Origin of the sequence: Pseudomonas leptonychotis, from assembly GCF_004920405.1 — a bacterium.
Classification (GTDB): domain Bacteria; phylum Pseudomonadota; class Gammaproteobacteria; order Pseudomonadales; family Pseudomonadaceae; genus Aquipseudomonas; species Aquipseudomonas leptonychotis.
Window position 1 is genome coordinate 1,662,874 of the sequence record NZ_RFLV01000001.1, and the last position, 21,032, is coordinate 1,683,905.

Genomic DNA, 21,032 nt, shown 5'->3' on the forward strand with positions numbered 1-21,032 from the left:
TTTAAACGGCGAGACGCTTACGGCCTTTGGCACGGCGACGCTGCAGAACAGCACGGCCGCCCTTGGTGGCCATACGGGCACGGAAACCGTGGGTGCGAGCGCGTTTGATAGTGCTGGGTTGGAAAGTACGTTTCATGATGCGGTACCTGGGTGGTCGACTACGGGCCGGAATGGCCCCCGTTTTAAGAGACCGGCAATTCTAGAGAAACCCGAGGGTCAGGTCAATTTCCAACCAGGCTTTTCCTGCATAAAGAAATATAAAGAAGAGAATATTTAAAGATCTTTAGTAATGTTAGTAACTATTAGTGCGGCCATTGTCTGTGCATAAGTGCTTTAAGAGCAATGGTTTAGGGCTGTCCAGACAAGGGTAAGTCTGTCAAAAAAGCGTGCTGCACCTGTGTGGAAGCAGCGCATAAGCTGAGGATGAAATGCCTTTTTACCCACAGCAGGGTTTTCCACAGGGTTTTACCCCAGGTTACCCCATGAGCTTACGAGCTGTTATCCACAGCCTTTATCGACCTTAGTATTATTAGCGTCAAATACCAATAACACCTTGATTTTACTTGCGCATAAGCAGGACTGCATGTGGATAACTCAAGGCTAGACGGCTACAATGACGGCTGTTTTTTGCCTCACCGCCTTTCGATTTAGGGGATGTCCGTGTCTGTGGAACTTTGGCAGCAGTGCGTCGAGCTTCTGCGCGATGAGCTGCCTGCTCAGCAATTCAACACCTGGATCCGTCCATTGCAGGTCGAAGCCGAAGGCGACGAGCTTCGTGTCTATGCGCCGAACCGGTTTGTGCTTGATTGGGTGAATGAGAAGTATCTCGGTCGCTTGCTTGAGTTGCTCACTGAACGGACTAACGGGCTGGTACCGGCACTCTCCTTATTAATAGGCAGTAAGCGCAGCTCGGCTCCGCGTGCGGCGATGGTCAGTACACCGTCAGCAGCACCTAGTGTGTCGATACCTACTCATGCTGCTGCATCAGCCGTCGCAACTGCTCACACAGAACCTTCGCGTGCCAGCTTTGATCCTATGGCCGGTGCCGCTAGCCAACAGGCTCCGGCTCGAACTGAGCGAACGGTGCAGGTCGAGGGTGGGCTGAAGCACACCAGTTATCTGAATCGCACCTTTACCTTTGATAACTTTGTCGAAGGTAAATCCAACCAGCTGGCCCGCGCTGCGGCCTGGCAGGTAGCGGATAACCCCAAGCATGGCTATAACCCACTGTTTCTCTATGGTGGGGTCGGCTTGGGTAAGACTCACTTGATGCATGCGGTGGGTAACCACCTGTTGGCGAAGAATCCCAATGCCAAGGTCGTGTACCTGCATTCGGAGCGCTTTGTCGCGGACATGGTTAAGGCGTTGCAGCTGAACGCGATCAATGAGTTCAAGCGTTTTTACCGTTCGGTCGATGCGTTGCTGATCGACGATATTCAATTCTTCGCCAAGAAAGAGCGTTCCCAGGAAGAGTTCTTCCACACCTTCAACGCGCTGCTTGAAGGTGGCCAGCAAGTCATCTTGACCAGCGATCGCTACCCGAAAGAAATCGAAGGGTTGGAAGAGCGTCTGAAATCACGTTTCGGTTGGGGTTTGACGGTGGCTGTCGAACCGCCTGAACTGGAAACTCGTGTGGCGATTCTGATGAAAAAGGCCGATCAGGCCAAAGTCGATTTGCCCCATGACGCCGCCTTCTTTATTGCTCAGCGTATTCGCTCCAACGTGCGTGAATTAGAAGGCGCGTTGAAGCGGGTAATTGCTCACTCGCACTTCATGGGGCGGGACATTACCATCGAGCTGATTCGTGAATCGCTCAAGGATTTGTTGGCGCTGCAGGACAAGCTGGTCAGCATCGATAATATTCAGCGTACGGTGGCTGAGTACTACAAAATCAAAATTTCCGATCTGCTGTCAAAGCGTCGCTCGCGTTCAGTGGCGCGGCCACGGCAAGTGGCCATGGCCTTGTCGAAAGAGCTGACTAACCACAGCTTGCCGGAAATTGGTGATGCCTTCGGTGGTCGCGATCACACGACGGTATTGCATGCTTGTCGTAAGATTGCTGAACTTAAGGAATCCGACGCGGACATCCGCGAGGACTATAAGAATCTGCTGCGTACACTGACTACCTAATACGCAACTCCACTAGGCAAGGGACTAGACCATGCATTTCACCATTCAACGCGAAGCCTTGTTGAAACCGCTGCAACTGGTCGCCGGCGTCGTGGAACGCCGCCAGACCTTGCCGGTGCTTTCGAATGTTCTGCTGGTTGTCGAAGGTCAGCAACTTTCGCTGACGGGCACTGACCTCGAAGTAGAACTCGTCGGCCGGGTAACTTTGGAAGAGCCTGCTGAGCCGGGTGAAATCACCGTACCGGCACGCAAGCTGATGGACATCTGCAAAAGCTTACCCAGTGATGCGCTGATTGATATTCGCATCGACGAACAGAAGCTGTTGGTCAAGGCGGGTCGTAGCCGTTTCAGCCTGTCTACGTTGCCAGCCAACGATTTCCCAACTGTTGAAGAAGGCCCCGGCTCACTGACCTTCAGCCTGGTGCAAAGTAAGTTGCGTCGTTTGATCGAGCGCACCAGCTTTGCCATGGCGCAGCAGGATGTTCGCTATTACCTCAATGGCATGCTGCTAGAAGTTCAGACCGGCATTCTGCGTGCTGTGGCAACCGACGGTCACCGTCTGGCCATGTGTTCCATGGACGCGGCGATCGAGCAGGTTGAGCGCCACCAGGTCATCGTGCCGCGCAAAGGTATTCTCGAACTGGCCCGTCTGCTCACTGAGCAGGATGGAAGCGTCAGCATCGTCCTCGGTCAGCATCACATTCGTGCGACGACCGGTGAGTTCACCTTTACCTCGAAACTGGTCGACGGCAAATTCCCGGATTACGAGCGTGTACTGCCGCGCGGTGGTGACAAGCTGGTGGTTGCTGATCGTCAGGGCTTGCGTGAAGCGTTCAGTCGTACCGCGATTCTGTCCAACGAGAAATACCGTGGCATTCGTTTGCAGCTGGAGTCCGGCCTGCTGAAAATTCAGGCCAATAACCCTGAGCAAGAAGAAGCCGAAGAAGAGATCGCAGTCGACTACAACGGCAGTGCGTTGGAAATCGGTTTTAACGTCAGCTACCTACTCGATGTATTGAGTGTGATGACTACCGAACAGGTACGTCTGATCCTCTCCGACGCCAACAGCAGTGCTCTGGTGCAGGAAGCCGATAACGACGATTCGTCTTATGTTGTTATGCCGATGCGCCTGTAATCGATACGCCGTTGAATCCGAATCTTCGCGTGCTACGTTTTTAAACGGCCTGCTAATCCAATGTCGCTGACTCGCTTTACCGTCACCGCGGTGCGTAATCTGCACCCGGTGACCCTCTCCCCTTCCCCGCGAATCAACATCCTCTCTGGCGATAATGGCAGCGGTAAAACCAGCCTGCTGGAAGCCATTTATCTGCTCGGTCTGGCTCGCTCCTTTCGCAGTACGCGTCTGCTTCCGGTTATCCAATATGAGCAACTTGCCTGCACCATCTTTGGCCAAGTTCAATTAGCGGATGGCCGTCAGAGTAGCTTGGGTATTTCTCGTGATCGTCAGGGTGAATTTCAGATTCGCATCGACGGTCAGAATGCGCGTAGTGCTGCGCAGTTGGCTGAAACCCTGCCGCTGCAGTTGATCAACCCGGACAGTTTTCGTTTGCTCGAAGGCGCGCCAAAAATCAGAAGGCAGTTTCTCGACTGGGGAGTGTTCCACGTGGAACCTCGCTTTCTTCCTGCCTGGCAGCGGCTGCAGAAGGCCCTGCGTCAACGGAACTCGTGGCTGCGGCATGGTACACTTGACGCCGCTTCGCAGGCGGCCTGGGATCGTGAGTTGTGCCTGGCCAGCGAAGAAATAGACGGCTACAGGCGTGCCTATATCCAGGCCCTGAAACCGGTATTTGAACGCACCCTGAGTGAGCTGTTGGATCTACAAGGTTTAAGCCTCAGCTACTACCGAGGTTGGGATAAAGAACGTGAGCTAACTGAAGTGCTCGCCTCTACCCTCATCCGTGATCAGCAGCTGGGTCATACCCAAGCGGGTCCGCAGCGCGCCGATTTACGGCTGCGACTGGGTGCGCATAATGCTGCTGAGGTTCTGTCTCGCGGCCAGCAAAAATTAGTTGTATGCGCCCTGCGTATTGCCCAGGGACACTTAGTCAATCAGGCCAAGCACGGCCAATGCATCTATCTAGTGGATGACTTGCCGTCAGAACTGGATGAGCACCACCGCCGTGCCTTGTGCCGGTTGTTAGAAGACTTGCACTGCCAGGTGTTCATCACCTGTGTAGACCATGAATTGTTGAGGGAAGGCTGGCGCACGGATACGCCAGTTGCCATGTTCCACGTGGAACATGGTGGCATCACCCAGACCCACGACCACCGGGAGTGAAGCATGAGCGAAAACCAAACGTACGACTCCAATAACATTAAGGTCCTTAAGGGCCTGGATGCCGTACGCAAGCGGCCTGGTATGTACATCGGTGATACCGACGATGGCAGCGGTCTGCACCACATGGTGTTCGAGGTGGTCGACAACTCGATTGACGAAGCCCTGGCTGGGCACTGCAGTGAGATCACCATCACCATCCACCCGGATGAGTCGATCAGTGTGCGCGATAACGGCCGTGGTATTCCTGTGGATATCCACAAGGAAGAAGGCGTATCAGCTGCCGAAGTGATCATGACCGTACTGCACGCCGGCGGTAAGTTCGACGATAACAGCTACAAGGTCTCTGGCGGTTTGCACGGTGTGGGCGTTTCCGTGGTGAATGCGCTGTCTAAAGAACTGATCCTGACGATTCGCCGTAGCGGAAAAATCTGGGAACAGACCTACGTGCATGGTGTGCCGCAGGCACCGATTGCCGCCGTGGGCGACAGCGAAACCACCGGTACACAGATTCACTTCAAGCCTTCTGAAGGCACCTTCGCCAATATCCATTTCAGCTGGGATATTTTGGCCAAGCGTTTGCGCGAACTGTCATTCCTCAACTCCGGTGTCGGTATCTTCCTTAAGGATGAACGCAGCGGTAAGGAAGAGTTATTCAAGTATGAAGGTGGTCTGCGCGCCTTCGTTGAGTACCTCAACCTCAACAAGACAGCGGTCAACCAGGTGTTCCACTTCACCATGCAACGTGAAGACGGTATTGGCGTAGAAGTCGCCCTGCAGTGGAACGACAGCTTTAACGAGAACCTGCTGTGCTTCACCAACAACATTCCTCAGCGCGACGGTGGTACTCACCTGGCGGGCTTCCGCTCGGCGCTGACGCGTAACCTGAACGCTTATATCGAGCAGGAAGGTCTGGCCAAGAAACACAAAATTGCCACCACCGGCGATGATGCCCGCGAAGGCCTGACCGCCATTATTTCGGTTAAGGTTCCAGACCCTAAATTCAGTTCGCAGACTAAAGACAAGCTGGTGTCCTCCGAGGTGAAGACCGCGGTGGAACAGGAGATGGGCAAGTACTTCTCTGACTTCCTGTTGGAAAACCCCAACGAAGCCAAGCTTGTGGTCGGCAAGATGATCGACGCCGCGCGTGCCCGTGAAGCCGCGCGTAAAGCCCGTGAAATGACCCGCCGAAAAGGCGCACTGGATATCGCCGGGCTGCCGGGCAAACTGGCTGACTGCCAGGAGAAAGACCCTGCCCTTTCCGAACTCTACATCGTGGAAGGGGACTCCGCGGGCGGTTCTGCTAAGCAGGGTCGTAACCGCAAGACTCAAGCGATTCTGCCGCTCAAGGGTAAAATCCTTAACGTCGAGAAAGCTCGCTTCGACAAGATGATTTCCTCCCAGGAAGTCGGCACCCTGATCACCGCCCTGGGCTGTGGTATCGGCCGCGATGAATACAACATCGACAAGCTGCGTTACCACAACATCATCATCATGACCGACGCCGACGTCGACGGTTCACACATCCGCACTCTGCTGCTGACCTTCTTCTTCCGCCAGCTGCCGGAGCTGGTTGAGCGTGGCTACATCTATATCGCGCAGCCACCGCTGTATAAGGTTAAGAAAGGCAAGCAGGAGCAGTACATCAAGGACGACGAGGCCATGGATGAATACATGACTCAGTCGGCCCTGGAAGATGCCAGCCTGCACGTCAACGAAAGCGCACCGGGCCTGTCTGGCGAGTCGCTGGAGCGCTTGGTTAACGATTATCGCCTGGTGATGAAGACCCTCAAGCGTTTGTCGCGCCTGTACCCGCTTGAGCTCACCGAGCACTTCGTTTACATCCCGCGGGTGGAAGCGGAGCAGCTGGCAGATAAAGACGCCATGCAGCACTGGTTAGGTCTGCTTGATGCCCGTCTTAAAGGTATGGAGAAGTCAGGTCTGGTCTACAAAACCAGCCTGCACGAAGACCAAGAGCGTCATGTGTGGCTGCCGCAGGTTGAGCTGGTTTCCCATGGCGTCTCCAGCTACATCATTTTCAACCGTGATTTCTTCGCCAGTAACGATTACAAAACCGTTACCAGCTTGGGCGACCAGCTCAACAGCCTGCTGGAAGAAGGTGCCTACGTGCAGCGTGGCGAGCGCAAGAAGCCCGTCACTACCTTTAAAGAGGCATTGGCCTGGTTGATGGCCGAAAGCACCAAGCGTCACAGTATTCAGCGCTATAAAGGTCTGGGTGAAATGAACCCGGATCAACTCTGGGAAACCACCATGGATCCGGAGGTGCGTCGCATGCTCAAGGTGCGGATCGAAGATGCGATCGCTGCCGATCAGATCTTCAACACCTTGATGGGCGATGCTGTAGAGCCGCGTAGGGACTTTATCGAAACCAATGCATTGGCGGTGTCGAACCTGGACTTCTGATTGTTAGTAGGCGGGCAACTGCCCTCTTCTGCCAAATTCAGTGTCCAGTAGTTGAAATGAAAAAGCCCGGTAGACCTTAGGTCTACCGGGCTTTTTCGTTATGGACGAAGATTAAAAGGTGATCGCTACCGCGTTGCTTTAGGCCAAAGGCACCCACCAGTAACGCACGAAGTGGAAGAAGATCGGCGCGGCAAAGCATACGGAATCGAGGCGATCGAGCATGCCGCCGTGGCCTTCGATCATATGCCCCCAGTCTTTCACGCCACGGTCGCGCTTGATCGCCGACATCACCAGGCCGCCGGCGAAGCCCAGCAGGTTAACGGTTAAGGCCATTAGGGCGGCCTGCCAGAAGTTAAATGGGGTGATCCAGCACAGCAACGCGCCGATCAAACAGGACAAGCTGACGCCACCGACAAAGCCTTCCACGGTTTTTGACGGTGACAGCAGTGGGGCAATTTTATGTTTGCCGAACAGCTTGCCGCAGACGTACTGCAGTACATCGGATAGCTGCACCACGATGATCAGCCAGGCAATCAGCAGCAAGTTGCGTCCTTCATAGCCCGGTATGTCCAGGGTCAGCAGCGCCGGTACCGAGGAGATGCAGTACACCGCAATCATCAGTCCCCACTGCACCTTTGATGCGCGCTCAAGGAAACGGGTGGTGTCGCCGCCCAAGGACGCCAAAATTGGCAACAGCAGGAACAGGTAAACCGGAATAAAAATGGCGAATAAGCCATACCAGTCCAGAGCTATCAACAGGTACTGCATGGGCAGGGCGAAGTAGAAGGCCGCTACCAGTGCTGGGTAGTCGCTGCGCCTCGTGGGCGTAAGCGTCATAAACTCGCGCAGGGCGTAGAACGAGACAAAGTAAAACAGCAAGATCACGCCCAGGTCGCCGAACAGGAAGGCGACTCCGATTACCAACACCATCACCCACCAGGCATTGATCCGTGCATTAAGGTTGTCGATAACCGGGTTGGGAGTGCCCCCGCTGCGTCGTTTGAGGAAATAGCCAATGGCCGATGCGAACAGCAACAGGGTGCCGATACCAGCGAACAGCAGCAGGGTGTTGTTATCCATTTCAAGCCTCCTCGGGCGCTATGGCCAGCAGGGCGTTACGCGCACGTTCGAGGAACGCGGTTTTGCTTTCGTCTTCTAGATGCTGCAATGGTTCGCCAAAGCTCAGGGTGCACAGCAAGGGCAACGGCAGCGCCCTGCCCTTGGGCATGACCCGGCTGAGATTGGCGATCCATACGGGAATCAGTTCGACCTGTGGTCTGGCGCTGGCCAAGTGGAACAGACCGCTTTTGAACGGCAGCAGGCCGTCTTCAAGGTTGCGTGTACCCTCGGGAAACAGGATCAGTGAGTCGCCTTGATCCAGGGCATCAAGCATGGGTTGCAGTGGGTTGGCCTCAGGTGTGGCGCGCTCGCGGTCGATCAGTACGCCGTTGAATACCTTGTTGATCAGGTATCGGCGCACGCCGTCACGCTGCCAGTAGTCCGCGCCGGCCACCGGCCGGGTGCGGCGTCGCAGTTCATCCGGCAGTGATGCCCAGAGCAGCACGAAATCGCCGTGGCTGCTGTGGTTGGCGTAATACAGCCGCTGCACGGGTTGTGGCGTGCAACCGAGCCACAGCGCGCGGGCGCCGGTGAGCAGACGCGCCGCCGAGGTGATGACGAACGCGGTGAGAGACGCGAGCATGGACGACTCCTTATCCAGTGATTGAAAGCCAAGGCAGGCCTAATACGGTCAACGTAACCAGCAGCAACTGCGCCAACAGCCAGAGCCCTTGCGTACGCAGCAAGCGCAGCGCACCTAGGCTGCGCTCATCCCAGTTACGTGCGGACTGATGTGCAGGTTGCAGCTTGAGCTGGACCAGGGCCTGATCAAGGTCGCTGGTGTGAATGGCTAAATGGTTTATGCGCTCAGCGAGGTGTTGAAACAGCTCGGCGTCCAATGCCACTCGTAACGCCCAGTACTTCTGTCCAAGCCCCAGTACCAGCATCAGCGCACAGAACAGCGCCGTCAGTGGCTGTGCAGTGACACCGAGCAACGGTGCCAGGCCGATCAGCAGGGCGACCAGCGTAAGCCCGCTGGATAGCCAATCCAGCGCCCTACCCCGGCGCAGTAGGCTGGCCACGGTGAACAGCTGCATTTCAGTAGCCATGGACGAGTGCTGCGTTGGGCGTGGAGTTGCGATTTAGCTGCAACATGCCGTGCAGCGCGCGTTGATGGGCGTCGCTCAACACCACTTGGGGCCGCGCTTTACGCAGATGGCTCAGCGCTTCAGGCACATCTTGGCAACGCCCGCTGTGCAGCAACCAGGCGGCTACTGCCGTGGCACTGCGCGAATAACCCAATGCGCAATACACCAGTACGTTGCCATGGCTGCGCAGCATGTCGATGGCCTGCGCGGCTTCCAAGCAGGCGGCTGGGCTGGGCACGCAGAGGTCGAGCAGTGGCAACGAGTGGTAGGCCATGGGTGGTGTTCTAGCCGGTAACTCGGCGCACAAATCGAGCTGGGCATGGAACTGCTCGGCCTGACCTGGCGCAGGAATACGGCCGAGCCACACGCCTGGTTCAATCTCATCGGCGTGCGGGTGGGTGCGGGTCCATAAACGTGAGTTAAGCCAAGCGGCCGCCAGGTAAGGCGCGAGTAGCCAAGTGACGGCGCTGCTCAGGCGGCCATTGGCGTCTTTCTGGAAGCCCGCCGCACCAAACAGCAGATAGTTGAGCGCCACCAACAGTAAAGAGAGCGCCGGCCACAGCAGCCACAACCAGATGCCGCCGAGGCTCACCGCCAGGGCAGTGAGCAGGGCGGCGCCCAGGCTGTAGCGCAAGGCCAGCCGCCAGCGTTGTGGCTCGCGCGTCAGTTGCCAATGCAGCAGCGGACTGCGGCCATCGTGCGGCCATAACCACACACACAACCAGCCGGCCAGAACGCCGGTGGGCACGTCGATAAAATGATGTTGCCAGGTGGTCAGCACCGACAGGCCAATCAAGGCCATCCAAGCGTGCATCAGACCGCGTAACAACACGCCCTGGGTGTGCCGGGCGAACATCGCCCAGATCACCACCAGCAGGGCGATATGCAGCGAAGGCGCTTGGTTGAAGGGTTTGTCGAAGCCCATCAGCACGTCGAACATGCCGCCAAACAAGCCACTCAGCTCGGGGCGCTCGAAGGTGAAACGCAACGGCCAGAGCAGAAAGCAGGCAATGCACAGCACTTGCACGCTGAGTAAACGCAGGCCGTGGCGATCCATTTCACGACGTGTGGCCGGCAGTAGGAACGACAGGCCATACAGCAAGTCAATCGACCAATACGGCGCGATAGTCCATGGCCATAGCGGCATCTGGCTTTCCCAGGCAAATACCAGGGTGCCAACATCGTCACGCTGGCCGCTCAACCAGTTGGCAAAGCTGTAGCTGGCAAAGAACAGCGGGGCCAGTAGCAATAGCCAGAGCACCCCGCGTTTCCACAGGCCGGCCTCACGACTAGAGGCAAGCTGCTCCATCAGGACACCCGCTGCGCCAGGGAAACGCTGAAGATGCCCCATTCGTCGATCCGCTGGGTAACCTTGCGAAAGCCTGCGGCCTCAACCAGTTGATCCATTTCGGCTTGGCTGCGGCGGCGCATCACCCAAGCTTCGCCGTCGCGATGGCTGGTCAGCGCGCGGGCAATCAGCTCAAGCTGTGGGTGCCAGGGCTGCCCGGTGTACACCAGATAACCACCCTCTTCCACGGCCGCCGCCAATCCTGCCAGCGAATCCCCCACCATCTGGTTGCTGCCGAACAGTTCATACAAACCTGAGACCACGGCCAAGGTCGGCTTAGGCGTGAGGGCTGCCAGATCGGCCTTGTCGAAGGCATCGCCTTTAACAAAGCGTGCGATGTCCGTCAGGCCCTTCTGCTCGATCAAGGCGCTGCCGTCGCGCACGTTGATATCGCTGTAATCGCGCAACAGGATCGAGTCCGGTTTCTGCTCCATCCCTTCTAGCGCTTCGAGGATGTAGCGACCATGGCCGGCAGCGATATCGACGATGCGCACGTCGCGGCCCTGCTCGCGTAGCTTGCCCATGGTCAGGCGCAACAACTCCTCAGCATGCAGTTTGCGCTGGCGAATGCCGCGCCAGCCGATGGAGTTGAGGTAGTTCTGATCGATCAGCCTACCGATTGGCGACTTTCCGCTCGGTTGGTTGCGGTAGACGTAGTCCAGGGTGCTGCCGGAATCGAAGCCGGTGTCGAAACCCAGTTTCACCCCGTCGGCCAGATTGCTGCCGAACCTGAGACCGGCACGCGTGGCGCGCCAGTAAAGGTCGCCGAGGGAGTTGTGCGGCAGCGGCGCGGCCAGGCTTTCCGATTCGGCGCAGGTTACACCCAGACGATCGGCATCGAGCAAGGACGGGCGTTGCACGGGCTCTTCAAAGCAACGCAGCAGAAAGCGCTGAGCGCGGCTCAAGGCGTGGCTGCGGTCACGCTCACCGAGGGTGTCGTGGAAGAAGCCGGGAAGGATGTGCATTTCTTTGCGCACGCTACCCAGGCGTTCGAAAAACTGCTGCTGGGGTTTGCGGTGCACCACGAAATCGGCGCCCGAGATCAGTAGTTGGGTTGGAATCTGGATGGCCTGGGCATCGGCCACCACGCGTTCTGCGGCGTCATACAGGCCGAGCAGCATGTTCACTGAAATGGCGCGGGCGATCAGCGGGTCGGCATCGAAGGAGGTAATGCGTTCTGGGTCGTGGCTGAGGTATTTGGCTTTTACATAACTGTTGACGAAAAAATTGCCGCGCAGCGCCCGCATCAGCTTGAGACCGGGGCGGGCGAAGGGCACGTAAAGCTTGACCTTGAAGGCTGGCGAGGCGAGTACCAAGGCACGAATTTTCGGCGCGTAATCATGGGCCCAGGCCGACACCACCACCGCGCCGACGCTCTGCGCGAGCACGGCAATGTCTTCCACCACCATGTCGTGACTGGCGCTGATGTGGTCGATAAAGGTCTGCACATCACGCACGCTGGTGGCGAAGCTCGGACTGTCGCCGCGCTCGCCGGGCGACAGTCCATGGCCGCGCGCGTCCCAAGCGAAGAAGTCGAAGTCGGGCATGTTCAGTTCATCGACCAGATGGGCCATGCGTCCGCCGTGTTCGTGGCCACGGTGGAACATCACCACCGCGCGTTTTGGCGCGGCGCCATCAGGGTTACTGGCTGGCCAGTGGCGGTAGAACAGTGCTACGCCGTCATGGGTGGTAAAGCTGAATTCTTGGGCTTCACGCATCGAGACATCCTTATTTCGAGTTAGTTGGCTGCGCCGCTTCGGCCAGACCTTGGCGCACACGGTTATAGAGGGTGTAAAGCAACAGGGCGAGGATCACTGCGAGCAGGCCATTGAGCCAGACAGCGGGCAGCAATTCGCAGGCCACACCCGCACCGAGCACCCCAAAGCAGAAGGCACGGTCGCTTTTGCCCATGGGGCCGTCATAGCGGCGTGAGGCGCCAACCATGGGCCCAAGTACGCCGGCGTATTCGCTGATCAAGGCAAACACCACCACCAGCACCACCAGCAGCGGCGAGACCCCGGGGAGCAAGGCGAAGGGCAGAAACAGGGCGCAGTCGGCGATCAGGTCGCAGAGCTCATTGAGGTAGGCGCCGAGCCGCGATTGTTGGCCGAACTCGCGAGCAAGCATGCCATCGACGGCATTCAACGCCATGCGCAGCAGCATCCATAGGGGAATCAGGGCGAATAGCCAGGTGTGCTGAGGCAGAGCCAGCAGCAGGATACCGAGCAGAACGGAAACCACGGCGGCGAACAGGGTGACCTGATTGGCCGTGACGCCTCTGTCGTAGAGGCGCTTGACCCCCGGGCGCAGGAGGTTCTGAAAAGCCGGCTTGAGCTGATAAATGGAGAGCATGGCGAAGAATTCCTTTTCGCTGCATGGGGTGTCGACCCAGCTTAGCTGCTTCGCTCCGTGCGCAGGTTACTAAGACTGTGCGCGAGTGCCCGGTTTAGCGGGTTGGCCCGCGCAACGGCGCTGCTGAGGAAAACTTATCCCCTATCGCCTGGCGTCCCTGGTAGGGCATAAACGCGTTATTAATCAATAAATTGAAGCGTGTAATAGCACTTTGACGCTATTCGATACACAGCTTATCCACAATTGCTTAGGCTGGTGCCTGAGTGGCTTTCGGCTGGTTTTGCCCATGCAGTGAGCCGATATCGCGTTGCGCCTGGCTGACCCAGGCAAAGGCGCGGTCATTGAGTTCGGCAATGGCGCGTGGGCCTGTGCCTTCGGCATACATCGGCGGGCCGATAATTACCTGAACGGTGCCAGGGGTTTTGCGCCAGCCTTGCTTGGGCCAGAACTCGCCGGCGTTGTGGGCAATCGGTAGCACCGGCAGGTTTGCATTCACCGCGAGGGATGCACCGCCACGGCTGAATTTGCCTATCTGGCCGGGCGGAATGCGCGTGCCTTCCGGGAATACCAGCACCCAGGCGCCCTGCCCCAGGCGTTTGTGGCCAAGCTTGGCCAGCTGCTTGAGCGCGGCCTTGGGGTTGCTGCGGTCAATCGCGATGGGCTTGAGCATGGCCATCGCCCAGCCGAAGAACGGCACATAGAGCAGTTCGCGCTTGACCACCTGGCTGAGCGGCTCGAAGTAGCCGCAGAGGAAGAAGGTTTCCCAGGTGCTCTGGTGTTTAGCCAGAATCACGCAGGGCTTATCAGGGATGTTTTCCAGTCCCTTGATCTCGTAGTTGATGCCGATCACCACTTTGGCCAACCAGGTGGCGCAGCGGCACCAGTTCTGCACAACAAAACGGTAGCGCGCACGAAACGGTAGAAAAGGCGCAACGAAGACGCTGAGGGTGCACCAGAAGAAGGCGCTGGAAGACAACAACAGATAGAAGAGGAAAGTTCTGAGGGTCTGCACTGTCGACATGGGAGCTTTTACCGTCGCAGGCAGCGCCTGCTTTATAGGTGGAGAAGCTGATCGGCAACCGCCGCCAGATCATCGAATATCAGGGTGCCCGCCGGCAATCCTTTCGCCAGGGTGCGTTCGCCTTTGCCGGTTTTTACCAACACTGGCTGACAGTCGACGGTTTTGGCCGCCGTCAGGTCACCGCTACTGTCGCCAACAAACCAGACGCCCTTGAGTGCTTCGCCATAGTACGCAGCAATCTGCTCAAGCATGCCGGGTTTCGGTTTGCGGCAGGCGCAGCCCTCATCCGGGCCATGGATGCAGTGCACGATCAAACCGAGCTCACCGCCCTGCACCGCTACCAGTTCGCGTAGGCGCGCGTGCATGGCGTCCAGGGTGGCCAAGTCGTAATAGCCGCGGGCAACACCAGACTGGTTGGTGGCTACAGCGACGGTCCAGCCGGCTTGCGACAGGCGCGCAATGGCCTCAATGGCGCCGGGCAGTGGGATCCACTCGTCGAGGTTTTTGATATAGGCGTCGGAGTCGTAATTGATGACGCCGTCGCGGTCGAGAATCAGCAGTTTCATGCGTGTTCCGTAGGATGGGGAATAGATGGGTATCGGGGCTTACGCCCTTCAACCCATCCTAGGTTCCGTTAGCCCAGCACCGAGATATCGGCGACACCGAGGAACAGCCCGCGCAGCTTGGCCAGCAACGCGTAGCGGTTAGCCCGCACGGCCGGGTCTTCGGCGTTGACCATCACACCTTCGAAGAAGGCGTCCACCGGCTCGCGCAGGTTGGCCAGCTGGCTCAGCGCCAGGTTGTACTGACGGCCAGCGGCCAGCGGCTGTACCGCATGCTCGGCCTGCTGGATGGCGGCGTTGAGGGCGAACTCGCAAGGATTGTCGAAATAGTGAGCTTCGACGCTTACCGCGATCTGGCCTTCGGCCTTGCTCAGCAGGTTGGATACGCGCTTGTTCGCTGCAGCCAGAGCGCTTGCCTGCGGCAATGCACGGAAGGCTTGCACGGCCTGCACGCGTTGATCGAAGTCCAACGGCGAGGTCGGGCTGACCGCACGCACGGCTTGGTACACGGCCACTTCGACGCCTTCGTCTTCATAACGCGCGCGCAGGCGGTCGAAGATAAAGTCCTGCACCTGAGGGGCCAGGCCATCGGCCTTGATCTTGTCGCCGAACTGGCTGATGGCGAACGTGACTGCTTCGGCCAGATCCAGATCCAGCTGCTTCTCGATCAGAATCCGCAACACACCCAGCGCAGCGCGACGCAGGGCGTAGGGGTCCTTACTGCCGGTGGGCAGCATGCCGATGCCGAAGATGCCGACCAGGGTATCCAGCTTGTCAGCCAGGGCCACGGCGGCACCGGTAAGGGTGCTCGGCAATTCGGCGCCAGCACCACGCGGCATGTATTGCTCGTTCAGCGCCAGGGCCACGTCTTCGGCTTCGCCGTCATGCTTGGCGTAGTAGTAACCGGCGATGCCCTGCATTTCCGGGAACTCGCCAACCATCTCGCTGGCCAGGTCACATTTGCACAGCAGGCCGGCGCGCGCGGCGTTAGTCGCATTGCCAGCGGTGCGCTCGGCGATAAAACCGGCCAGCGCGGACACCCGCTGGGCTTTGTCATAGACCGAACCGAGCTGGGCCTGGAACACCACATTGGCCAGGCGCTCGTTGAAGCTTTCCAGCTTCTGCTTCTTATCTTGCTTGAAGAAGAACTCGGCATCGGTCAGGCGTGGACGCACGACCTTTTCGTTGCCGGAAATGATCTGTATCGGGTCTTTGCTTTCGATGTTGGCCACGGTGATAAAGCGTGGCAGCAGCTTGCCGTTGGCATCCAGCAGGCAGAAGTATTTCTGGTTGTCCTGCATGGTGATGATCAGCGCTTCTTGCGGCACCTCGAGGAAGCGTTCCTCGAAGGAGCACACCAGCGGCACCGGCCACTCGACCAAAGCACTGACTTCATCGAGCAAGGCGGGCGGCACAATGGCGGTGCCCTGCTGTTCGGCGGCAAGCTGGTCGATACGTGCGGCAATTTGCGCACGACGTTCGGCGAAATCGGCGATCACGTAGGCGGCGCGCAGGTCCTCGGCGTAGTTGGCCGGCGCGCTGATGCGCACCTCGTGATTAGCGTGGAAGCGATGGCCACGGGACACCCGGCCGGACTGCTGGGCGAGGATTTCGCAGTCGATCACCTCATCACCAAACAGCATCACCAGCCACTGGCTTGGGCGGACGAACTCGGTTTTGCGCGCGCCCCAGCGCATGCGCTTAGGGATAGGCAATTCGTTCAGCGAGGTTTCGACGATAGCTGACAGCAAGCCAGCAGCGGCTTGGCCCGGAATGCTCTGGCTGAATTTCAGCTTAGGGCCGCTCTGGTCGATGGCGCTCAGTTCAACGCCACACTTCTTGGCGAAGCCGAGGGCGGCCTGAGTCGGATTACCGTCTTTGTCGAACGCCGCCTGTACGGGTGGGCCGTCGAGGTTCTGGGTGCGATCGGCTTGTTGTTCTTCAAGCTGTTCGATCAACACGGCCAGACGACGCGGCGCGGCGTAATAGCGGCTGGCGCTGTAGGACAGGCCGGCGGCTTTCAAGCCTTTTTCGATACCAGCCAGGAAGGCCTCACCGAGGGTTTTCAGGGCTTTCGGCGGCAGCTCTTCGGTGCCCAGTTCTACCAGGAAATCACGCGCACTCATTCTGCTGCCTCCAGCTTGGCTAACACTTCATCACGCAGGTCGGGGGTGGCGAGCGGGAAGCCCAGTTTGCGCCGCGCTTGCAGGTAGCTCTGCGCCACCGCACGGGCCAGGGCGCGCACGCGCAGGATGTATTGTTGACGCGCGGTCACCGAGATCGCCCGGCGTGCATCCAGCAGGTTGAAGGTGTGCGAGGCCTTGAGCACCATCTCGTAGGTCGGCAGCGGCAGCTCCAGCTCGATCAGGCGGTTGGCTTCTGACTCATAGAAGTCGAACAGCTCAAACAGCTTCTCGACGTTGGCGTGTTCAAAGTTGTAGGTGGATTGCTCCACTTCGTTTTGATGGAACACGTCGCCGTAGGTCACTTTGCCGAACTGGCCGTCGGTCCACACCAGGTCGTAGACCGAGTCCACACCCTGGATGTACATGGCCAAGCGTTCCAGGCCGTAGGTGATCTCGCCGGTCACCGGGTAGCACTCGATGCCGCCCACTTGCTGGAAGTAGGTGAACTGGGTGACTTCCATGCCGTTCAGCCAGATTTCCCAGCCCAGACCCCAGGCGCCGAGGGTCGGCGATTCCCAGTTGTCTTCAACAAAACGGATGTCGTGTACCAGTGGGTCGATGCCGATGGCTTTCAGCGAGCCGAGGTACAGCTCCTGGAAGTTTTCCGGATTCGGCTTCAACACCACCTGAAATTGGTAGTAGTGCTGCAGGCGATTGGGGTTCTCACCGTAGCGGCCGTCGGCAGGACGACGGGAAGGCTGCACATAGGCGGCGTTCCAGGTCTCAGGACCGATGGCACGTAGGAACGTGGCGGTGTGGAAGGTGCCTGCGCCCATTTCCATATCGTAGGGTTGCAACACCACGCAGCCCTGCTCAGCCCAGTACTGTTGCAGGGCGAGGATCAAGTCTTGGAAGGTGCGCACGGCAGGCGTAGTCTGGCTCACAAATTTCACCCGTACTTTGGCGGCTTCAGAAAGTCCGCGAGTATACCGAAGCTCAGGAAAACCCGCATGCCACGCTGCTTCTGGTGCACCGATGATCCGTTGTATATCGCCTATCACGATCAGGAATGGGGCGTGCCGCAGCGCGATCCGCAGGTGTTGTTCGAGCTGCTGTTGCTGGAGGGTTTCCAGGCCGGGCTGTCGTGGATCACCGTGCTAAAGAAGCGTGAGCGCTACCGCGAAGTGCTGTTTGGCTTCGATGTGCAGCGTCTGGCGGGGCTTACGGATGAGTACATCGAAAACACGCTGATGCAGGATGCCGGGATTATCCGTAATCGCCTTAAGCTTCAGGCCGTGCGCAAGAACGCCCAAGCCTGGCTCAAGTTGGAAGACCCGTCGGCACTGCTTTGGTCGTTTGTCGGTGGCGCGCCTAAGGTCAATCATTTCAGCGAGCGTAGTCAGGTACCGGCGATCACCACCGAAGCCGTGGCCATGAGCAAGGCGCTGAAGAAGGCTGGCTTCACCTTTGTCGGGCCGACCATCTGTTATGCCTATATGCAGGCCGCCGGGATGGTCATGGATCACACCACCGACTGCGACCGCTACGCACACCTGAGCACCCGCTAGCTCTGGTGGTTACAATAAGCGCCTTTTGATCGGCTGGAGTTGCCTGTGGAAAAGCTCAAAGGTGCCCTGGTGGTGGGCTTTCTGCGTTTATTTGCCTTGCTGCCATGGCGCGCTGTGCAGGCCGTTGGGGCGGCGATTGGCTGGTTGATGTGGAAACTGCCCAACAGCTCACGTGAGGTGGCGGGCATCAACCTGCGCAAATGCTTTCCCGAATTGGATGACGCCGCGCATCAGCGCCTGTTGCGCGATTCATTGATGGATATCGGCAGAACCCTGACCGAAAGCGCCTGCGCCTGGATCTGGCCGGCGCAAAAATCCATCGGCTTGGTGCGCGAAGTCGAAGGCCTGGACGTGCTCAAGGACGCCCTGGCCAGCGGCAAGGGCGTGGTCGGCATCACCAGCCATCTGGGCAACTGGGAAGTGCTTAATCACTTCTATTGCGCGCAGTGCAAACCGATTATTTTCTTCCGACCGCCGAAGTTGAAAGCCGTCGACGACCTGCTGCGCCAACAGCGTGTGCAGCTGGGTAATCGTGTTGCACCATCGACCAAAGAGGGCATCCTCAGTGTGATCAAAGAGGTGCGTCGCGGTGGTGCGGTGGGGATTCCCGCCGATCCTGAGCCGAGCCTGTCTTCTGGCGTATTTGTACCCTTCCTCGGCACTGAGGCGCTGACCAGCAAGTTTGTGGCCGGCATGTTGAGTGGCGGCAAAGCCTGCGGGGTGTTCCTGCATGCGCTGCGCCTGCCGGATGGTTCGGGCTTCAAGGTGATCCTGGAAGCGGCGCCGGAAGAGATGTACAGCAGCGACACGGCCACCGCTGTGGCCGCGATGAGTTCGGTGATTGAGCGTTATGTGCGGGCTTATCCCAGCCAATATATGTGGAGCATGAAGCGCTTCAAAAAGCGCCCGCCAGGCGAAGCTAAATGGTACTGAGCGTTAAGGATAAGCACGTGTGTTGCAGGGTAAGCGTGCTCTCGACTAGGCTGCTAACACTTCCCACGACGGATGCCGTATGAGTAACAGTCGAAAGAGTCTCCGCACCCCGCTCAAGGTTCGCCTGCGCATTGATCATCCGGTGCACGGCGAAATGTTGGTTACCACCCGGGATATCTCCGAATGCGGTGTGTATGTGTTGATCGATCAAGCGCAGAACATGCTGGCTATGGGCGAGCGGGTGCAGGGTCAGGTGCAAGGTTTGCCGATGGAGGCGCCGATTCTCTCGCTTGAGGTGGTGCGTGTTGAAGCCTTAGGTGTTGGCCTGCGTTTTGTGCAGGCCGAGTAGCCGCCGCAGGCTATTGAGCGCGTTTATCCAGACGTTTTAGAAACACCGTAATTTCCTTGCCTGCCTGTTTGTCACCCTTCTCGTCTGCGACCCGCAAGCCCTGTGTCCAGGCCGCTCGCGCCTGATCAATCAGCCCCTGCTTGTTCAGCGCTTGGCCGAGTAGCTTCCAGGCGGCTGAATATTGCGGATCGAACTGTACGCAGTGTTGCAGGTGTTCGGCGGCACGCGCCAGCTCTCCCGCATCCAGATAGCCCTTGCCCAGGCCGAAGCGTAGCAGCGCGTTGTCCATGCCTTTGGTCAGCATTTTTTCCAGGGCTTCAGTGCTCATTAGCGATTCCTAGAAGAAAGTCAGGCCGACTTGGAACAGCCGCTCGGCATCGCGGATGTACTTCTTGTCGACCAAGAACAGGATCACATGATCGCCGGACTCAATGACCGTTGCGTCATGCGCAATCAGGACTTCTTCATTACGAATGATCGCGCCAATGGTGGTGCCAGGGGGCAGCGCGATATCCTGAATGGCGCGGCCCACGACCTTGCTCGACTTGGAGTCGCCGTGGGCAATCGCCTCGATGGCCTCTGCCGCGCCACGTCGCAAGCTGTGCACGCTTTCAATATCGCCACGGCGTACGTGGGTCAGCAGGGTGCCGATGGTCGCCATCTGCGGGCTGATGGCGATATCGATTTCGCCGCCCTGCACCAGGTCGACGTAGGCCGGGTTGTTGATGATGGTCATCACCTTGCGTGCGCCGAGGCGCTTGGCCAGCAAGGACGACATGATGTTGGCTTCGTCGTCGTTGGTCAGGGCCAGGAAGATGTCAGCGTCGCTGATGTTCTCTTCCACCAACAGGTCGCGGTCCGAGGCGCTGCCCTGCAACACGATGGTGCTGTCGAGAGTTTCTGAGAGGTAGCGGCAGCGCGCCGGGTTCATCTCGATGATCTTCACCTGATAGCGACTTTCGATCGCTTCGGCCAGGCGCTCGCCGATGTGTCCGCCGCCTGCAATAACGACCTTTTTGTAGCTGTCTTCCATGCGGCGCATTTCGCTCATCACTGCGCGGATATGCGCTTTGGCGGCAATGAAGAATACCTCGTCGTCGGCTTCGATCACCGTGTCGCCTTGCGGCATGATCGCTCGGTTACGGCGGAAGATCGCTGCCACGCGGGTGTCGACGTTGGGCATGTGTTCGCGCAGCTGACGCAGCTGCTGGCCGACCAGAGGCCCGCCGTAATAGGCCTTGACCGCGACCAGCTGGGCTTTGCCACCGGCGAAGTCGATCACCTGCAAGGCGCCGGGGTATTCGATCAGGCGCTTGATGTAGTTAGTCACCACTTGCTCAGGGCTGATCAGCACATCGACCGGAATTGATTCGTTGCTGAATAGGCCGCTGCGGGTCAGGTAGGCGGCTTCGCGAACCCGGGCGATTTTAGTTGGAGTGTGGAACAGGGTGTAGGCGACTTGGCAGGCGATCATGTTGATTTCGTCGCTGTTGGTCACGGCCACCAGCATGTCGGCATCGTCCGCGCCGGCTTGGCGCAGCACCGTGGGAAACGAGCCGCGGCCTTGCACGGTGCGGATATCCAGGCGGTCGCTGAGGGCACGCAAACGTTCGCCGTCGGTGTCGACTACGGTGATGTCATTGGCCTCGCTGGCCAGGTGTTCCGCCAGGGTGCCGCCGACTTGGCCCGCACCGAGAATGATGATCTTCATGCAG

20 protein-coding genes are annotated in these 21,032 nt (G+C 58.5%); 7 read left to right on the top strand and 13 right to left on the bottom strand.

All coding sequences use genetic code 11. The annotated features are described in order from the left end of the window. Position 1: 1 nt before the first annotated feature. Positions 2-136: a 50S ribosomal protein L34 gene (gene rpmH, locus D8779_RS07540; RefSeq protein WP_136663797.1), complete on the bottom strand. Its 135-nt coding sequence runs from the start codon at positions 134-136 to the stop codon at positions 2-4. Between the two features lie 524 nt (positions 137-660). On the opposite strand from rpmH, the gene dnaA reads away from it, so the two are divergent. The 4 genes from dnaA to gyrB are packed head-to-tail and all read left to right on the top strand — an operon-like array spanning position 661 to position 6,850. After that, on the top strand, positions 661-2,130 hold the full coding sequence (gene dnaA, locus D8779_RS07545) for a chromosomal replication initiator protein DnaA (RefSeq protein WP_136663798.1): 1,470 nt from the start codon (positions 661-663) through the stop codon (positions 2,128-2,130). A 31-nt stretch (positions 2,131-2,161) separates the two neighbouring features. Next, complete coding sequence (gene dnaN, locus D8779_RS07550) at positions 2,162-3,265, top strand: DNA polymerase III subunit beta (RefSeq protein ID WP_136663799.1); 1,104 nt, start codon at positions 2,162-2,164, stop codon at positions 3,263-3,265. Positions 3,266-3,325: 60 nt separating this feature from the next. Then, positions 3,326-4,429 carry a DNA replication/repair protein RecF gene (recF, locus tag D8779_RS07555; protein ID WP_136663800.1) on the top strand — a complete coding sequence of 368 codons (1,104 nt, stop codon included), beginning with the start codon at positions 3,326-3,328 and terminating at the stop codon, positions 4,427-4,429. Between the two features lie 3 nt (positions 4,430-4,432). Then, a complete protein-coding gene (gene gyrB, locus D8779_RS07560; RefSeq protein ID WP_136663801.1) occupies positions 4,433-6,850 on the top strand; it encodes a DNA topoisomerase (ATP-hydrolyzing) subunit B in 2,418 nt (805 codons plus the stop codon). 138 nt (positions 6,851-6,988) lie between these two features. Here gyrB and D8779_RS07565 read toward each other — a convergent pair whose 3' ends face one another. The 10 genes from D8779_RS07565 to glyQ form a co-directional block, all read right to left on the bottom strand. Beyond that, positions 6,989-7,930, bottom strand: a complete 942-nt coding sequence (locus tag D8779_RS07565) for a phosphatidate cytidylyltransferase (protein ID WP_136663802.1) — start codon at positions 7,928-7,930, stop codon at positions 6,989-6,991. Position 7,931: 1 nt separating this feature from the next. Continuing rightward, positions 7,932-8,552, bottom strand: coding sequence for a lysophospholipid acyltransferase family protein (locus tag D8779_RS07570; RefSeq protein ID WP_136663803.1), 621 nt, complete (start codon positions 8,550-8,552; stop codon positions 7,932-7,934). Positions 8,553-8,562: 10 nt separating this feature from the next. Beyond that, the gene (locus D8779_RS07575) at positions 8,563-9,018 is read right to left on the bottom strand and encodes a hypothetical protein (protein ID WP_136663804.1); all 456 of its coding nucleotides are present in this window, start codon (positions 9,016-9,018) and stop codon (positions 8,563-8,565) included. Beyond that, positions 9,008-10,366 (bottom strand): phosphatase PAP2/dual specificity phosphatase family protein, encoded by a 1,359-nt coding sequence (locus D8779_RS07580; protein ID WP_240789697.1) that lies wholly within the window; start codon positions 10,364-10,366, stop codon positions 9,008-9,010. The genes D8779_RS07575 and D8779_RS07580 overlap by 11 nt, the downstream gene beginning before the upstream one ends. After that, positions 10,366-12,123, bottom strand: coding sequence for a bifunctional alpha/beta hydrolase/class I SAM-dependent methyltransferase (locus tag D8779_RS07585; protein WP_136663805.1), 1,758 nt, complete (start codon positions 12,121-12,123; stop codon positions 10,366-10,368). The genes D8779_RS07580 and D8779_RS07585 overlap by 1 nt, the downstream gene beginning before the upstream one ends. Before the next feature lie 10 nt (positions 12,124-12,133). Then, a complete protein-coding gene (locus tag D8779_RS07590; protein ID WP_136663806.1) occupies positions 12,134-12,757 on the bottom strand; it encodes a CDP-alcohol phosphatidyltransferase family protein in 624 nt (207 codons plus the stop codon). A gap of 247 nt (positions 12,758-13,004) precedes the next feature. Continuing rightward, positions 13,005-13,778 carry a lysophospholipid acyltransferase family protein gene (locus D8779_RS07595; RefSeq protein WP_136663807.1) on the bottom strand — a complete coding sequence of 258 codons (774 nt, stop codon included), beginning with the start codon at positions 13,776-13,778 and terminating at the stop codon, positions 13,005-13,007. A 32-nt stretch (positions 13,779-13,810) separates the two neighbouring features. After that, a complete protein-coding gene (gene gmhB / locus D8779_RS07600; protein ID WP_136663808.1) occupies positions 13,811-14,344 on the bottom strand; it encodes a D-glycero-beta-D-manno-heptose 1,7-bisphosphate 7-phosphatase in 534 nt (177 codons plus the stop codon). Between the two features lie 68 nt (positions 14,345-14,412). Further along, positions 14,413-16,467, bottom strand: a complete 2,055-nt coding sequence (gene glyS / locus D8779_RS07605; protein WP_136663809.1) for a glycine--tRNA ligase subunit beta — start codon at positions 16,465-16,467, stop codon at positions 14,413-14,415. Next, the gene (gene glyQ, locus D8779_RS07610) at positions 16,464-17,411 is read right to left on the bottom strand and encodes a glycine--tRNA ligase subunit alpha (RefSeq protein WP_136663810.1); all 948 of its coding nucleotides are present in this window, start codon (positions 17,409-17,411) and stop codon (positions 16,464-16,466) included. The genes glyS and glyQ overlap by 4 nt, the downstream gene beginning before the upstream one ends. Before the next feature lie 66 nt (positions 17,412-17,477). Between glyQ and D8779_RS07615 the strand changes: the two genes are divergently transcribed. The 3 genes from D8779_RS07615 (at position 17,478) to D8779_RS07625 (ending at position 19,317) form a co-directional block, all read left to right on the top strand. Next, entirely contained in the window at positions 17,478-18,035 is a 558-nt protein-coding gene (locus D8779_RS07615; RefSeq protein ID WP_136663811.1) for a DNA-3-methyladenine glycosylase I, read from the top strand. A 45-nt stretch (positions 18,036-18,080) separates the two neighbouring features. Continuing rightward, on the top strand, positions 18,081-18,968 hold the full coding sequence (locus D8779_RS07620) for a lysophospholipid acyltransferase (RefSeq protein WP_136663812.1): 888 nt from the start codon (positions 18,081-18,083) through the stop codon (positions 18,966-18,968). Between the two features lie 79 nt (positions 18,969-19,047). After that, positions 19,048-19,317: a PilZ domain-containing protein gene (locus D8779_RS07625; protein WP_136663813.1), complete on the top strand. Its 270-nt coding sequence runs from the start codon at positions 19,048-19,050 to the stop codon at positions 19,315-19,317. Between the two features lie 10 nt (positions 19,318-19,327). Here the strand turns inward: D8779_RS07625 and D8779_RS07630 are convergent, their stop codons facing one another. Both D8779_RS07630 and trkA read right to left on the bottom strand, forming a co-directional pair. Next, positions 19,328-19,645, bottom strand: coding sequence for a tetratricopeptide repeat protein (locus D8779_RS07630; protein ID WP_136663814.1), 318 nt, complete (start codon positions 19,643-19,645; stop codon positions 19,328-19,330). Positions 19,646-19,654: 9 nt separating this feature from the next. Further along, entirely contained in the window at positions 19,655-21,028 is a 1,374-nt protein-coding gene (gene trkA, locus D8779_RS07635) for a Trk system potassium transporter TrkA (protein WP_136663815.1), read from the bottom strand. Positions 21,029-21,032 lie beyond the last annotated feature (4 nt).

What these genes read in the sequence shown, in the direction of transcription:
- D8779_RS07595 (WP_136663807.1), bottom strand. Translation starts at nt 13,778, where the DNA reads ATGTCGACAGTGCAGACCCTCAGAACTTTCCTCTTCTATCTGTTGTTG.
- gmhB (WP_136663808.1), bottom strand. Translation starts at nt 14,344, where the DNA reads ATGAAACTGCTGATTCTCGACCGCGACGGCGTCATCAATTACGACTCC.
- glyS (WP_136663809.1), bottom strand. Translation starts at nt 16,467, where the DNA reads ATGAGTGCGCGTGATTTCCTGGTAGAACTGGGCACCGAAGAGCTGCCG.
- D8779_RS07590 (WP_136663806.1), bottom strand. Translation starts at nt 12,757, where the DNA reads ATGCTCTCCATTTATCAGCTCAAGCCGGCTTTTCAGAACCTCCTGCGC.
- D8779_RS07630 (WP_136663814.1), bottom strand. Translation starts at nt 19,645, where the DNA reads ATGAGCACTGAAGCCCTGGAAAAAATGCTGACCAAAGGCATGGACAAC.
- D8779_RS07585 (WP_136663805.1), bottom strand. Translation starts at nt 12,123, where the DNA reads ATGCGTGAAGCCCAAGAATTCAGCTTTACCACCCATGACGGCGTAGCA.
- D8779_RS07615 (WP_136663811.1), top strand. Translation starts at nt 17,478, where the DNA reads ATGCCACGCTGCTTCTGGTGCACCGATGATCCGTTGTATATCGCCTAT.
- rpmH (WP_136663797.1), bottom strand. Translation starts at nt 136, where the DNA reads ATGAAACGTACTTTCCAACCCAGCACTATCAAACGCGCTCGCACCCAC.
- D8779_RS07625 (WP_136663813.1), top strand. Translation starts at nt 19,048, where the DNA reads ATGAGTAACAGTCGAAAGAGTCTCCGCACCCCGCTCAAGGTTCGCCTG.
- recF (WP_136663800.1), top strand. Translation starts at nt 3,326, where the DNA reads ATGTCGCTGACTCGCTTTACCGTCACCGCGGTGCGTAATCTGCACCCG.
- D8779_RS07565 (WP_136663802.1), bottom strand. Translation starts at nt 7,930, where the DNA reads ATGGATAACAACACCCTGCTGCTGTTCGCTGGTATCGGCACCCTGTTG.
- D8779_RS07570 (WP_136663803.1), bottom strand. Translation starts at nt 8,552, where the DNA reads ATGCTCGCGTCTCTCACCGCGTTCGTCATCACCTCGGCGGCGCGTCTG.
- gyrB (WP_136663801.1), top strand. Translation starts at nt 4,433, where the DNA reads ATGAGCGAAAACCAAACGTACGACTCCAATAACATTAAGGTCCTTAAG.
- dnaN (WP_136663799.1), top strand. Translation starts at nt 2,162, where the DNA reads ATGCATTTCACCATTCAACGCGAAGCCTTGTTGAAACCGCTGCAACTG.
- D8779_RS07575 (WP_136663804.1), bottom strand. Translation starts at nt 9,018, where the DNA reads ATGGCTACTGAAATGCAGCTGTTCACCGTGGCCAGCCTACTGCGCCGG.
- D8779_RS07580 (WP_240789697.1), bottom strand. Translation starts at nt 10,366, where the DNA reads ATGGAGCAGCTTGCCTCTAGTCGTGAGGCCGGCCTGTGGAAACGCGGG.
- trkA (WP_136663815.1), bottom strand. Translation starts at nt 21,028, where the DNA reads ATGAAGATCATCATTCTCGGTGCGGGCCAAGTCGGCGGCACCCTGGCG.